Raw genomic sequence first — 14,826 nt, 5'->3', positions numbered from 1 at the left:
ATGACAAAACTCGCCTTAGTTACGGGCGGCAGTGGCGGCTTAGGGGCCGCCATCTGTAAAAAACTTGCAGAAAGTGGCTATCAAGTTGTGCTTACCTACAACAGCAATGCAGATGCCGCGGAGCAAGTGCTCAGTCAACTGGAAGGGGGAGGCCATTGTGCTTACCAACTTAATGTTGAGAACTCTCAAGCGATTACTTCATTTGCCAATCAAATCAGCGAAATCAGCAATAAGCTCGATTTGTTGGTCAACTGCGCAGGTATGACAAAGTTCGTTGCTCACTCAGACCTAAACGGCTTGGATGACGCACTGTTTGATAAAATCTTCCAAGTGAATGTTCGAGCGCCTTTCGCTATGGTCCGAGCGTTTGAAAGACCTCTGCGCCTAGCCAAAGGCTGCGTTGTGAATATTACTTCCATTGCGGCCCAAACCGCAATGGGCAGTAATGTCGCCTACTGCGCTAGTAAGTCGGCCGCAGAGAACATGACCCGCTCGCTTGCTCGTGCATTGTCACCAGATATTCGTGTTTTGGCGGTCGCTCCAGGGCTGGTAGATACTGAGTTTGTGAAAGGTTTGGATGATGATTGGCGTAACCAACAAGAACAATCAACACCACTTAAACGTTTAGCCAATGATGAAGAAGTCGCCAATGCGGTTTACGCTGCTGCCGATGTACTTACCTTTTCAACTGGCAATACCATTGCAGTCGATGGTGGACGCCCACTGAGCTTATAAAAAGCTAGGAGAGCCTTTGGCTAGGCAGTTTAGAAAGATTTAAAGGATAAATACGATGTCTCTACAACAAAGAGTAAATGAAAACCTAGTTCGTTATATGGAGCTGATCCCAGGAACAAGCGCGTTTATTGATGCCCGAACTCCGGGAAGCGATCTGAAAGATAACTTCTGTATTATTGGTGCCGGTGTGGCTGAAAGTAGCCGCCAGCACGTACACATCCGTGAAACCGCAGGTTTTAATATCGGTGCGGCGGGTCAACCTCCGGGTATCAAAAATTCACTGCATTCTCATCGTACTGCTGAATTGTTTATCGTTTTTAGAGGTCAATTCCGCTTTTACTGGGGCAACGATGGTGAGTTCGAAGCAGTGCTTTCTCATGGTGATGTCATTTCTATTCCAACCAATTTATTCCGAGGTTTTGAAGTCGTCGGACGTGATTACGGTTTTATGTTCTCGGTATTAGGTGGTGATGATTCGGGCGGCGGCGTAATTTGGCACCCGAATGTTATCAAGGACAGTCAAGGTTACGGTTTATATCTTAAAGCCGATGGCACACTAGTAGATACGATTGATGGTGATGCTGTTCCAGCAGATTCCGAGTTAATGCCACTGCTAACTAACGAAGAGTTGGCGACATTTGATACTTACACGGCTGAAGAAATGATGCCGTTCGTCGCGCTGCGTAAAGACTATCGTGAGATCACAAGCGAATTTGGTTCTAAAAATGTTAAGCAATACGCTTTGACAGGACACCCGTTAGCAGATTACGACTTCCAAGTGAAAAGTGAAGATAAAGTGAGCATCATGGCTTATGAATTGTGTGAGGGTGGCTCTATTCCTCAGCATCACCGTGATGAAAAGCAAGTGTTGATCAACTTTGATGGCGACACCGAAGTCGAGCTGACTCATGAAAGTGAGCAAGCGAGAGTGGTTTTAACACGAGGTGATGTACTGAATGTACCAAAAGGAACATCTTATTCACTGAGAAACCTGCGTGGGAACAGTTTGACATACAGTATCCTCGGTTCGGATCAGCCTAAGAAGTTATAAGGGGTGTAACATGACGCAAGCTTTACCATTAATCTGGCTACCCGGGTTGTTGTGTGATGATGCGCTGTTTGAAGAGGTAAATAAGGAGCTGCCCGATTGGGTAGCTCCTTCTACTATTGAACTAGCGTCACTACCTACCATGTCAGAATTAGCCCAGAATATGTTGCAAAAAGCGCCGAGTGAGTTTGTGTTGGGTGGACTATCAATGGGAGGAATACTCGCTTTCGAAGTTTATCGGCAAGCGCCAGAGCGAGTGAAAGGTTTGATTTTGATGGACACAAATGCGGCAGATGAAAAACAAGCGGTAACGGATAAGCGAGATGCTTTGGTTAAACGTGCTGTTGAAGGAGCGTTTGACCAAATTACCCCAGAAGTATTAATGCCAGTTTTGATACATCCAACTCGTCTCGCACAACAGGAGTTAACTGAACGAATTGAACGGATGGCGTTTAACGTTGGTATTGAGGCATTTAAGGCGCACGCTAATGCATTGGCGACTCGTCCAGACTCTAGACCACTGTTGTCGGAGATTACTGTGCCAACTTTGGTGATCACGGGCAAGCAAGACTTACTGTGCCCTATAGAAAATCATCTGCTTATGGCGGAGCATATTCCAGACGTGACACTCCATGTCATACCCGAGTGTGGTCATCTATCTTCAATGGAGCATCCAAAGCGAGTTGGCGTTCATATATCAGACTGGCTTTCAATTCATCACTGTCAGTGATTTAGAACGTAAAGGAGTCGCACTAAAGGCTCCTTTTTAATAATTACGATTAGCGCACTCAGTATTTAAGGTTAAATGAGGCCAGTTGGAATTGGTGATTGACGTTTCTTCTAAACTTTAAATGGCTAACATACAACCTAGAATTAGGAGCATGATATATAACAATATAGGAAGGCTTAAATTAACGTTAAGCACCTAATGATTCATCTTAGAGAAAATTGAAAAATAAAATCAAGACCTGCAATCGTGACTAAGCCGTGATGGCAACACCACTGATGGTTGATGTTTGACTTAGATAATGAAGTGTTCGTTTCTAACAGACCTAATGTACCATAGACACAGCGATAACTTATTCAGTGTCTATGGCCTTTAATACATTATATTAACTTCTTAAGAGTATAAATTTGGGAAACGGGATTGATTCAATTCACGCATACGAGCAAACACATCAACCCCCAATTGGTTGTAGGCATCAAGGATATCAACCAGTACCCAGTTTTCACGGATAAGTGAACCTTCACATCGCCAAAAATCGAGACTTCGCATTGTGATTTCTTTTCCACTCGGCGCGATACCTAACCAACCGTCACCAGAAAGCTTCATGCGCATTCCAGGCCAAGCGGTAAATGCAACGTAATTGTTTTCAGCAAATAGTACGCCATTTTCCCAAATTGTTGTTCTGTCGGGCATTGCATTTAGGAACGGTATTTGGTGATGCTTTCTAAAGCCCTGGATACCTCTGGCGGTTCCTATGGTTGAAGGGCCGTACCAACTGCAACGAGGATGCCAATGTGACTCAAGTCCCATTGCTTTTTCACCACCTTCAGCGTGCTTCAGCAATCCATGCAGCATGTTGTTGACCACATCATAGGTTTCTTGAGTCAACTGCTGGTCTCTTTCTCCAAGGATAATGCCATCATGCGTGGCTGGCGGTGGTACATGCCATTCGCGACCCAGACTAGGAGAAAGAGGCCAAGAGTCTGCCTGAATCATTAATTCAGGAATGTCCCAAAGTGCTTGTATCTCGACAATTTTGTTGTCTTCTATGCGGTAAAATTCGTGAAAACGCATGGAAACTTGCTTACCAGTCGGTGGAATACCCAACCAAGGTTGCTCAAATGTTCCAGTATAGTAACCTCCAGTGCCGACCCATTCAGCCCCATTTACCTCATTTGCTATCAAGATATAAGCACGCTTTTCTAGATCTGGAATCGCTTGAATAAGCGGAGCGAATGCTTTGCTGTAGTACTCTTCAGGACCATGCAGGGTTTCAAATGGGAAGCACATATTGATCTGCGCATCATTTGAGATAGTTTCGTTTAACAAGTGAACAAACCGCTCAGGTTTATGATCATATAGAGCTTGGTTAAGTGTATTGATCAATTTTTTTCTTTCTGCATACGTCGTCATTTTATGCTCCATGGAAGTTATTGTTTTCTATAAGACATTGATTGTCTTATATCTTATAAAGTTTTTATAATTAAATGCACTGTGAATAATAATGTCTTTGTTTATAATAGGTTTTTATGTTTAATTTGTGTTTTAGGTTGGCGTTTTTGTTACTGTATTATTTCCACTGAATCGGGTAAAAGATAGAGGTTTGTATTGTTTTTGTTAACTTGAACGTGTGTTTATTAACAATTGCATTCGTATTCAATTGGGGTATTTTATTTAGTGTGTCTATAACTAAGTTCAAGTGTTATCTGAGTTAGATTTAGGAGGTATGTCTCATAAATTGACTACATAGTGCTAATCAAATCTCACATGAAGTCTTTGCTTTATCGGTAGGCTATTTCATTATTTAGCCTGCTTTTCAATGATCAAGCCTAGATGGTAAGGACTATTTACCGAACCGATATTATTCAAGAACGTGGGAAAGATAGGGGAAGAACTGACTCTATGCGCTATTAGATCAACCTTCCAAGAAGTAGGAGTACATTATGAGTCGCTCATTCAGAATTTGGACCTTGGGGAATAAGATTAGAATATATATTGATTGATGAAGTAGACATTTAGAATTAAAGTTTACTTGATTTAGGTTAACCAGACATAGTGAGAATGAGTGCTAGCAAAATTTAGGCTAGCACCGACTAGAAGACTCTTATTCACATGGTGGTGCAAGGTGAATCAAAGCTAATCCACCCAGTGATGTTTCACGGTATTTCTTATTCATATCTTTACCGGTTTGGTACATAGTTGCGATAACCTTATCCAACGAGATCAAGCATTTACTATTACGCTTGAGCGCCATACGTGAGGCGTTGATCGCCTTCATCGCTCCCATCGCATTACGTTCAATGCAAGGAACTTGCACCAAGCCACCAATAGGATCACAGGTCATGCCTAGTGAATGCTCCATTGCGATTTCAGCGGCAATACAGATTTGCTCATTACTGCCACCGCGAAGCGCCGTCAAGCCTGCTGCTGCCATTGAAGAAGACACTCCGACTTCGCCCTGACAACCTACTTCTGCACCAGATATCGAGGCATTTGTTTTGTACAAAATGCCAATTGCGCCAGAGACGGCCAGGAAATCGATTAATTGTTTAGTATCAAGCTTGTTGATAAAGCGGTGATAGTACATCAATACTGCTGGGATCACGCCTGCCGCACCATTAGTTGGAGATGTTACAACTTGTCCTCCTGCTGCATTTTCTTCACTGACCGCAAAGGCGAAGAGGTTTATCCAATCCATGATTTCCATAGGATCGTTTTCTATGGCAGCGTTCGCTTCGAGCTTTTTCAATAAGTTTGGAGCTCGGCGGGTAACATTCAAACCGCCCTCCAAAATGCCTTCTGTCTCAAAGCCACGTTCCATACAACCTGTCATTACATCCCATATCTGATCGGCGCGACGATTGATGGCCTCTATATCCTGAAACGCTTGTTCATTTTTCAGAATCATGCCACCTAGGCTCATGCCATATTTGTCAGCTTGTGCTAGCATTTCATCAGCCGTTGAGAATGGAAACTCAACTTTCACAGATGTGGTTGTGCTGCCATTATTCAACTCGTCGGCAGTCACAATAAAACCACCACCAATTGAATAGTACGTTTCAAAACTAACATGATTACCTAGCTCATCGAATGCGGTAATCGTCATGCCATTTTCGTGTAGAGGAAGATTCTCCTCATGAAACAGCATATCGGTTTTATAGTTGAATTCGATGTCATGGCGACCACCGACAGATAACATCCCTTCGTCAATCGCCTTGCGCATCGCGCTGTTGGCAGACGCAATATTAATAGTGTTAGGTTTGTTACCCAACAGCCCTAATATGGTGGCCCGGTCTGTATGGTGGCCAATCCCTGTTAACGAAAGTGATCCGTACAAATCAACTTGAATACGCTTCACTTTTGCCAAGTTTGATTCTATCAAACGTGTAAAGTGGTAACCCGCGATCATAGGACCATTAGTATGAGAGCTGGAAGGACCTACACCAATTTTGTATATATCAAAGATGGACAGCATAAATTTACTCGCTATGACAATGCAGCATAGAGCCAGTCGGGGAGGACCATACAAACAATGATGGTCGCTACCGCAAACACCAGCAATCCATAATGGCTTGTGGTTGGCTTTGCAAAAAGATGTTTTTGATGATTAATAAAGGTTTGTTGCTCGGTGGTGACGGAGCCCCAACGAAGACTTACCAACACACCAAACAAAAGGAAAACAAATGTACCGATAGGTGCAAACCAAGGCCACGCTATATCAAAGTATCTTGCAGAAAACACCACAATGATACTCATGAGGCTACCAATAATTACACCCTTCTCATTTGCTTTGCTCGAGAACAATCCAAGTACGAATGACCCCAAACGAATTCCGACAAAGATAGAGGTCAAGCTGGCAATGGTTTTGAGGACAGACTCATTTGAGACCGCAAGTAGTGCTGGCACAACAACTATCCCTGCGGCAAGTAGGCTGAATTTCCTCGCTACTTTTTCATAGTGTTCATCATTAGCTCCTTTGCGGATAAAACGTTTGTAGATATCGAACGTTGCTACCGTCGCCATGGAGTTATAAGTTGAATCAAGGGTTGACATCGCGGCAGCGCTCAAACCAGAGATGACCAACCCAACGACAAGTGGATTGGTATGATTGAATACGAAATCCAAAATCACTTCGTTACTATTTTCAATCGATTGATCCTGATAGAAAATGCTGAGTAAAACCCCAAGGACTGCAAAGAACAGATAGATGAAAAAAGCGCCGTACCCACAAAGCAACATCGACTTCTGTGCCGTCTTTTCACATTTTGTTGCCAGCGTACGTTGGATAATCAATTGATTGGTACCATATACACTTAAGTGAAGAAAACTAACCGCTACAATCCCTGCCCAAAAGGTAGTATCGACGCCCAAATCAAAGTTGAAATTAATAATATTTAAATGCTCTTGCGATAGGTGACTTGTAGCATTTATCCCTGTCAGCAAAGTAGCAAAAATCGCAATACTGGCGGCTACTAAAACCGCTGATTGCAACATATCGGTCCAAATCACCGTTGAGATACCACCTGAATAGGTATAGCAAGCGGTAAAAATACTAATGTAGATAATCGCTTCTGTAATACTGATCGGCAGCACCTGAACGATAATCAGTGCGACAGCATATAGAATTACGCCTGCTGAAATGCATTGGACTACAAGAAACACCGTCGAATTGATGGTTCTTGCGATAACGCCAAAGCGGTGCTCAAGGTACTCATAGATGGAGGTTAACTTCAATCTGTAGAAAACGGGTACAAAGAAAATAACGGTAAAAAAGATCACGATAGGATAATTTAAGTGAATACTCATCGCTTCCATGCCAGAGCTGTAAACCCATCCAGGCATCCCTACGAAAGTCATTGCACTAATGTAAGTCGCGAGTATTGATACCCCGGCAGTAAACCAGCCAAATTGCTTACCCCCCGTAGAAAAGTCGCCACCTATACTGTAACGCTTATTTACTAAGTAGCTGATTAATAGGGTAGTTACTATGTATAACATAATTACCGCAAGGCTTGAGTACGTAACCATTTTGAGGTTTTCCTGCTTTGGTTGATTAGTTATTATCCTGGGATACTACTTTAAAATAGACTTTTTATGATATCACCGCGTGATAACTGTGATGTTTATCACTTACATGGTCTGAAATTTATCAAGGCAGTCTATTTTACGAGATCTATGTCACTAAAAATCAACAAATGGGTGCGTATTCATTTTTTTATTTGACTTTGATCACAGATCAAATGTGATGGATAACCTTATGATTAGCCACGACACGAATTCGGAGACATCCAACAAAGCGATCGTGTAAATTTAACTTAAATAGAAAATATCTTAATATAAATAGAGGTTTATCGGTCATGAATGCTAAAAAACACATGAGCGAAGTTCCTATGATTCAAAGGGTGGCAGCTTATCTTGCGATATTGGTTGGTTACTTTTTTTATTGTTACAACTTTGTAATTATTGACTACGTACGCCCATACATTGTAGAGGCTTATGAAGGCATTAGTTTATCGGATACTGCCCAGTTTTATACTTGGCAATCACTAGGAGCGCTCATCGGTGCATTGTCATGTGCTTGGTTTGCAACCAACTTTGGTAAAAAGAATACGCTAATTGTCATCACCGCGCTCAATGGTGGCGCAACGATTATGAACATGATGTTTAGTGATTACGCGACATGGGCAGCAATGCGATTCATCGTTGGTATCTCTCTAGGTGGTTACTTTACAGTCGCTGTAAGTATGATGATTGGTCTTTTCCAGCCAACAGTACGCGGAAAATTAACCGCTTTTGCTTCTTCTATGTTTTCCGTTGCTTTGATGGTCATGGGTGCGTATGCCGCGTTTATTTCAAGCATTGATGCGCCTTGGCAGAGCCTAATGTGGGTTGGTGGCGTACCTCCTCTAGTGGCGGCTATTGTCATGGTTTTTATTTTACCAAGTGACAAAAAGACCATTGCTTATGGTGAAGAAGAGTCAGCCAACGAAGCGTCTGGAGCAAGTGTAAAAAAAGGGTCGTGGGGTGAGATGTTAAGTCAACCTTACCGCAAGATTACTATCACCTGTTTATTACTCGCTGGTCTTAACTTTTATGGTTACCAATTTTTCTCAGGCTTTGTCACCACATACCTCAAAGAAGTGCGTCAGTTTGATGGAGCAACGATCGGCCTTATCTTTTCTATCTCTGCATTCGGTTCGCTATTTGGTGCATGGGTTTGGGGGGCGATCGCGGACAAATTTGGTCGTAAGGTGAACGCGTTCGGCTTCATTCTCGCGGGTACTATGGTGTCTATTTTCTTTGTTGCACCAAGTGATGTGATGATTGGCAGCTTGAACATGTTAGCGCTACTAGGACTTATTTATAACTTTGGCCTTTCAGCTTCTGCGGTATGGGGGGGATATTTCTCAGAATTATTTCCATCGCATCTACGCAGTTTCGGCGCCGCTTTATTCCACGGTGGCCGTATCATCGGCATGTTCGCTCCTATGGTGCTTATCTTTATTCAAGAGCGTACCGATCTTCAAACTGCGATGTGGGGATCACCAATCGTATGGATTGTTGCTGCTCTTCTATGGCTCTCATTGCCAGAGACTCTAAAAGGCGGATTGTTCGATAAGAACAAAACATCCGAATCAGCAAACGCTTAATCAAATTATATATATCCGGCTGGCAGCCCAGCCGGATGAAAAAATAAACTTGAGTCCTGTTCCCAACGCTGACTCGACAGCATAAAGAGAGATTTATTATGTCTAAATACCAAGAAGCAAAACGAGTTGTTCGTCAATACTTCGACGCTATGGAAAATGCAACTTATGAAACCGTTGCAGAAGTGCTAAAAGCACACACATCAGAAGACTACCTATGGCGAGGGGTTTACCCATTTCGTGAGCAACGTGGAGCTCAAGCGGCAGCTGACGTTTTCTGGGCTCCGCTAATGAAATCAATGACTCGCATGCAGCGTCGTCAAGATATCTTTATCGGAGGTGAGAACGAAGTAACGGCTGGAGAAATCTGGGTAATGAGTATGGGCCACTTCATGGGGCTATTCGACGCCGAGTACTTAGGAATGCGTCCAACTGGCAAGATCATGAACATCCGTTACGCAGAGTTCAATTGTGTCGAAAACGGCAAGATCACTAAAACGGGTCTTTTCCTTGACCTTTTAGGTGCAATGGACCAAGCAGGTTGTTACCCACTTCCACCGTCTACCGGTAAGCATTTCGTTTACCCGGGTCCTCGTAATCACGATGGTTTACTTTTTGAAGATGCGGATCCAAAAGAAGGCGTAGCAACACTGGCCTTAGTCAACAAGATGGTTGATGACTTATCTGCGCTTAATGATAGCGGCGCAATGGGTTGCCCGCCAGAAGTATTAGAAAAGAGTTGGTCTAAAGATATGATCTGGTACGGCCCATGTGGCATCGGTGCGTCTTACACTATCCCTCGTTACCAACAACAGCACCAGCTACCGTTCCGTAACAACCTAAAAGACAAGAAGTTTAACGGCCACGTATGCCGTTTTGCAGAAGGTAATTTCTCTTGTTTCTTTGGTTGGCCAAACCTATCTAATACGCCAATTGGTGGTTTTTTAGGTATGACAGGTGGTGAAGTACGTGCAGATATGCAAGTAGTCGATGTTTACTACCGCGATGGTGACAAGTTATCTGAAAACTGGGTTCTGATCGACCTGCCTTATTGGTTAAAGCAGCAGGGGCTAGACGTATTCGAACGTACTCAGAAAATCTTAAACCCTTCTCTTTAAGAAGTTATCAGGGCGGTCATCTGCCCTGGTATCCCCTGAATGCCTTCTCGCTTTAGGGGATATGCTCCCAACTAGTACCTCAGGGATGGGGTACATCCTATTTACATAAAACGATTACCGAGAATTAGGCCTCTTGGAGGCTTTCTAGTACCTAAATATGGAGATTACGATGAAGAAAACGGCTCTTTCTGCGCTGATTCTAGCTGCACTGACTTCTGGCAACACCTTTGCTGCACACACTTTTACTAATGACGCGGGTGACAGTTTAACCCTCGACGGTCGTTTCGAAGCTCGCTACCAAGATCGTGGCGGCAATGATGAAGGTGAATGGAACAGCGGCAGCTCGCGTTTTGGTTTGAAAGGCCAAATGGGTTTAGATAATGACTGGGTAGGCTTTGGTCACGCGGAGTGGGGATACAACTCTGGCGCAAATGGTGACAATATTTATGACCGCTTATTGTATGCAGGTGTACAGCATGAAAAATACGGCAAAATAGCAGCGGGCACTAAGCAATGGTCAACCTTTTATGACATTGCATGGTTTACGGATATGGGCCGTATTTTTGGTTCACGAGGTTCAGGCGTATATAACCTCGCAGATTGGGGGATCTCATCTGGTACAGGTCGAGCGGAAAACTCCATCACCTACCGGAATTCAATTAACGAGAGAATTAGTTACGGCTTTACTTACCAAACTACACGTGAAAATGTTGCATTAGCCAGCAACTCAACTGCTTCTTTGAAAAACGGTCTTAGCGCGTCAATCATCTACAAGCCCGTTGATGGTCTGACACTTGGTGCTGCTTATCACCAAAATGAACTTGCTGATCTTAGCGCTGTAACCGAAGGAGCGGAAGACGGCGATAATATGCGTATTTTGTTAGTTGGGACCAACTACAGTAATGAAGGTTTCTACACTGGCTTTACTTTTCACATAGGGGAAAACTGGGAAGCTGCTAGTCAAGGGGCAAGCGATGTCCTATTCGATACTCTTGGTGGCGAGTTCTTCGCATACTACCATTTCGAAAATGGTTTTCGTCCGACTATCAACTATAACTACTTGAAAGATCGTGGTGACGAAACGAATGGTTTTGAGCGTAACTTGTTGATTCCTGGTGTCGAATATCACTTCAAGAAAAACAAATTCCTAGTTTGGACTGAGTACCAATTTGATTTAGGCAAAGATCAATACGATGGTAATACATTTGAGAATCGAGACGATCAATTCGCGGCGGGGATTCGCTACTACTTCTAAACAATACTCGAAAATTGATTTCGCTTGTGTAGCGCATCCGATTTATTGACCATGGCAACAAAAAGTAAGCCTTTACCCTCGGGTTAAGGCTTTTTCGCATCCGAAAGTGAAACACTGCTTGGGTAATACCCAATTTACACTCCTAACGAAACCTGACTCCTTTAATTTCTTATATCTGGTCAATTCGATTTATGACTACGTAACTATCTGTGTTAACCTGATTAAAGTTAAATTGACTTATGAACTAGCTTAAATGAATCCTGAAAAGCAAACCGTCACATCGAAGGACGTCGCTAAACTGGCTGGCGTTTCGCAATCTACCGTATCACGAGTATTTGTTCCGGGTAGCTCTGTGTCAGAAAAGACCAAGCAAAAGGTATTCGAGGCCGCAAAAGCCCTAAACTATCGTCCCAATGCTTTTGCACGTAGCTTGACGACCAACGAATCTAAGTTGATTGGCTTAGTATTTCCAGATACGGACTACCCGATCCACATGAAAACACTGCAACTGATTTCAACAGAATTGCAGAAGCAGGGATACTCTGCAGTGTTGATTCCTTGGCAAGTGGACGACAAAGATAATCATTCTATCCCTAATATCTTCCAGTACCGCGTGGATGGAGTAATTGCTGCTTCGGCAACGTTTAACAAGTCACTCTATGAAGAATGCGAAGAGTTCAATATCCCTATCGTTCAGTATGCGCGTGTGGTTGATGGTACTAAAAGTAGTTATGTTATCAGTGATAATTACGAAGCAGGGCAACAAGCGGCTCAATTGCTTCATGCAAGTGGCGTGAAGAATGTAGTATATCTAACTGGCGAAGTGCCGACCTTCACTAATGATGAGCGCCAAAGCGGGTTTGTTTCTGAGTTTGAAGATTTAACTGGTAAAACGCCACGTATCATTGAAGCAAGTTACGACTATTCAAGTTCGCTGGATAAGATTCGTGAAATGCTGACAGATAATAAGCGTCCAGAGGCAGTATTTTGCGCGACGGATAACTTAGCGATGGCTGTAATGGATATTGCTCGAATTGAATGTGGCATTTGTATTCCACAAGATCTGAAAGTCATTGGCTTCGACAATATTCCACAAACTGAATGGTTGAGTTATCAGTTAACGACCTTCCGCCAAGATTTCCGCCGATTGGCTCGTGAGTGTGTAAAGATCATTGTCGATCAAATCAACAATAAAAATAGTAGCTTGGTAAAAATGATGGTGCCTGTAAAGCTGATTGAGAGGAAAACTACTATTTAGTGACACTATAAAGTAAAAAGAGCCAATAAAGACATCAATACTGCTGATTTTCCAGGGATAGTGTGATGTCTTTTTCATAATAAATTCCATCAGTACTTACTTTTGTCTTTCGGAAGTTTTACTCTCCCAATACCTAAAGTTATTTATTAACTTCTAATTTATATAAAACACCTACATGCTTTATCCAAAAGAAACTCAAACTCTCGTTAATGCTAATCGTTATAACGATTAGCGTGGGTAATCGCTTGGTGATCACATCAATTGTGATGCGCTATTAACTCGAAAATGCCCCATCTCGTGTTAGAGTTGATGCTCATTCACAGGCTGTTAATGACGTTTTGAGATACTAAAGCTAATGTGATGGTATATGGGATTATCGTCACGATTCACATGTCGAAAAATGACACTTCAACTTTGTGGCTACAAATTCTGTGCGCTAAGTGTCTGTTACGTTAATTCTGTGTCGAACGAGCATGATATGTGACAAAACCACAAATTTAAGTGCTGATCCCATATTTTCGCAATTTACTCTGCAGTGTTGTGCGGGGGAGCTTTAACTGCCGCGCCACTTCGCTATGGTTGCCTTTACACCGCGTCAGGGCATTGATCAGTAATTTCTTTTCATAGCCAGCCAAATGTTCGGCCAACGATTCTTCTGGCTCCCGGCTGTCTGCTGGAATCCACTCTTGATATGCAGGTACAGGCTCGATAGAAATCGACGGTTCTTGTATTGAGCCCAAGTGCAATGCATTCAGCACACCGTCGCTTAATTGCGAGCACATCAGCATGCAACGCAGCACCACGTTCTCCAACATCCTGACGTTACCGGGCCAGGGACGAGACTCCAGCGACTGGATAAAGTCCGGGGTATAGCCGGTTATTGCGGTATTGAGCAGCGGATTATGCTTGCGGATAAAGCATTCAACCAGGTGTGGGATATCATCCAGCCGCTGTTGCAGCGGGGGAAGCACCACCATGCAGACACCAAGGCGGTAAAACAGATCAGAGCGCAGCTCTTTTTTTTGTATCGCCACCTCGGGCTGCTCGTTCATGGCGGCGATGTAGCGAATAGACACGGTCTTTTCATGGTTGCCGCCCACTGGGCGGAAGGCGCCGTCCTGAACAACCCGCAGCAGTTTGCTTTGCACCTCTATCGGCATGGAGTTGATTTCATCTAAGAAAAGCGTACCGCCATCAGCCAGTTCCAATAGCCCCTTTTTGTTTTCGGCACCGCTAAACGCCCCTTTAACCGTGCCGAACAAGGTACTCTCAATTAAGGTCGGCGGGATCGCCCCGCAGTTGATAGTGACCATCGCCACATTGTTATGGCTGCTATTGAGATGAATATAGCGGGCAACCAGCTCTTTCCCGGTGCCGGTTTCCCCGGCGATCAGTACCGGAAGTTGTGTCTGGGCGAAGGTTTTTACATCCTTGAGCAGCCGCTTAAACTGTTTGTTCTCGGTGACAATCTGCAGGCTTTTCTTTGTCGGAGGCTGGCTTTCCTTCAGGGTTTCTGTCAGGTGGATCACGTGATCCGTCAACTCCCTTAAGTTACTGATATCATGAACGACTTCAATCACGAAAATCGTCGTGTTATCAATATCGAGAATGGGAAAAGTCGATGCGGTCATGGTCATCACTTTACCCGACGGCGCCTGATAACTTTGGGCCTTGTTCCAGATAGGCACACGGTTACGTAGCACCTGGAGCATCGAGCTCGAATGTCTGGAAAGGGACGGGAACACATCCAGCAGTTTGCGGTTGAGAACCTTACCGACGGCGATGCCATCCAGTTTCGAGCTAACCTCGTTATAGGCAACAACCGTTTCTGATGCGTCGATAATAATGTATGAACTGGCAATGCTGTCAAACACCGTCATCACCTGGTTGATAAATGAAAGTATCTCCGCAGGGTGCTTCTCCATCACTGTCCCATCCCCGAGCTGACGAATTATCGTCATATTAAACCACATTATAACCACTAATTTAGCGAAATTATTCACATAAAAATAAGAAAAATTAATTAGTTACACTGCAT

The 14,826-nt window shown here is 43.6% G+C and carries 11 protein-coding genes; 7 read left to right on the top strand and 4 right to left on the bottom strand.

All coding sequences use genetic code 11. The annotated features are described in order from the left end of the window. Genes RXX31_RS22265 through RXX31_RS22255 form a run of 3 tightly spaced genes read left to right on the top strand, consistent with a single transcriptional unit; the run spans position 1 to position 2,513 of the window. Positions 1-735, top strand: a complete 735-nt coding sequence (locus RXX31_RS22265; protein WP_317591854.1) for an SDR family oxidoreductase — start codon at positions 1-3, stop codon at positions 733-735. Positions 736-790: 55 nt separating this feature from the next. Beyond that, positions 791-1,786, top strand: coding sequence for a cupin domain-containing protein (locus tag RXX31_RS22260; RefSeq protein WP_317591853.1), 996 nt, complete (start codon positions 791-793; stop codon positions 1,784-1,786). A 10-nt stretch (positions 1,787-1,796) separates the two neighbouring features. Beyond that, positions 1,797-2,513, top strand: a complete 717-nt coding sequence (locus RXX31_RS22255) for an alpha/beta hydrolase (protein ID WP_317591852.1) — start codon at positions 1,797-1,799, stop codon at positions 2,511-2,513. A 390-nt stretch (positions 2,514-2,903) separates the two neighbouring features. Here the strand turns inward: RXX31_RS22255 and RXX31_RS22250 are convergent, their stop codons facing one another. The 3 genes from RXX31_RS22250 to RXX31_RS22240 form a co-directional block, all read right to left on the bottom strand. Continuing rightward, entirely contained in the window at positions 2,904-3,923 is a 1,020-nt protein-coding gene (locus tag RXX31_RS22250; protein ID WP_317591851.1) for an ester cyclase, read from the bottom strand. Between the two features lie 691 nt (positions 3,924-4,614). Then, complete coding sequence (locus RXX31_RS22245; RefSeq protein ID WP_317591850.1) at positions 4,615-5,985, bottom strand: L-serine ammonia-lyase; 1,371 nt, start codon at positions 5,983-5,985, stop codon at positions 4,615-4,617. Between the two features lie 11 nt (positions 5,986-5,996). Continuing rightward, entirely contained in the window at positions 5,997-7,538 is a 1,542-nt protein-coding gene (locus tag RXX31_RS22240; protein WP_317591849.1) for a sodium:solute symporter, read from the bottom strand. Between the two features lie 329 nt (positions 7,539-7,867). On the opposite strand from RXX31_RS22240, the gene RXX31_RS22235 reads away from it, so the two are divergent. From RXX31_RS22235 to RXX31_RS22220, 4 genes are all read left to right on the top strand, one after another. Further along, on the top strand, positions 7,868-9,160 hold the full coding sequence (locus tag RXX31_RS22235) for an MFS transporter (RefSeq protein WP_317591848.1): 1,293 nt from the start codon (positions 7,868-7,870) through the stop codon (positions 9,158-9,160). A 98-nt stretch (positions 9,161-9,258) separates the two neighbouring features. Then, the gene (locus RXX31_RS22230; RefSeq protein ID WP_317591847.1) at positions 9,259-10,275 is read left to right on the top strand and encodes a nuclear transport factor 2 family protein; all 1,017 of its coding nucleotides are present in this window, start codon (positions 9,259-9,261) and stop codon (positions 10,273-10,275) included. 169 nt (positions 10,276-10,444) lie between these two features. Continuing rightward, on the top strand, positions 10,445-11,530 hold the full coding sequence (locus RXX31_RS22225; protein WP_317591846.1) for a porin: 1,086 nt from the start codon (positions 10,445-10,447) through the stop codon (positions 11,528-11,530). A gap of 253 nt (positions 11,531-11,783) precedes the next feature. Beyond that, positions 11,784-12,788 (top strand): LacI family DNA-binding transcriptional regulator, encoded by a 1,005-nt coding sequence (locus RXX31_RS22220; protein WP_317591845.1) that lies wholly within the window; start codon positions 11,784-11,786, stop codon positions 12,786-12,788. Positions 12,789-13,285: 497 nt separating this feature from the next. On the opposite strand, the gene RXX31_RS22215 is transcribed toward RXX31_RS22220, so the two are convergent. Continuing rightward, entirely contained in the window at positions 13,286-14,749 is a 1,464-nt protein-coding gene (locus tag RXX31_RS22215) for a sigma-54 interaction domain-containing protein (RefSeq protein ID WP_317591844.1), read from the bottom strand. Between the last annotated feature and the right edge of the window lie 77 nt (positions 14,750-14,826).

The organism is Vibrio sp. EA2, from assembly GCF_033042495.1.
In the GTDB taxonomy this organism is placed as follows: domain Bacteria; phylum Pseudomonadota; class Gammaproteobacteria; order Enterobacterales; family Vibrionaceae; genus Vibrio.
The sequence above is the reverse complement of the archived record's forward strand: the minus strand, read 5'-3'. Positions and strand labels throughout refer to the sequence as shown.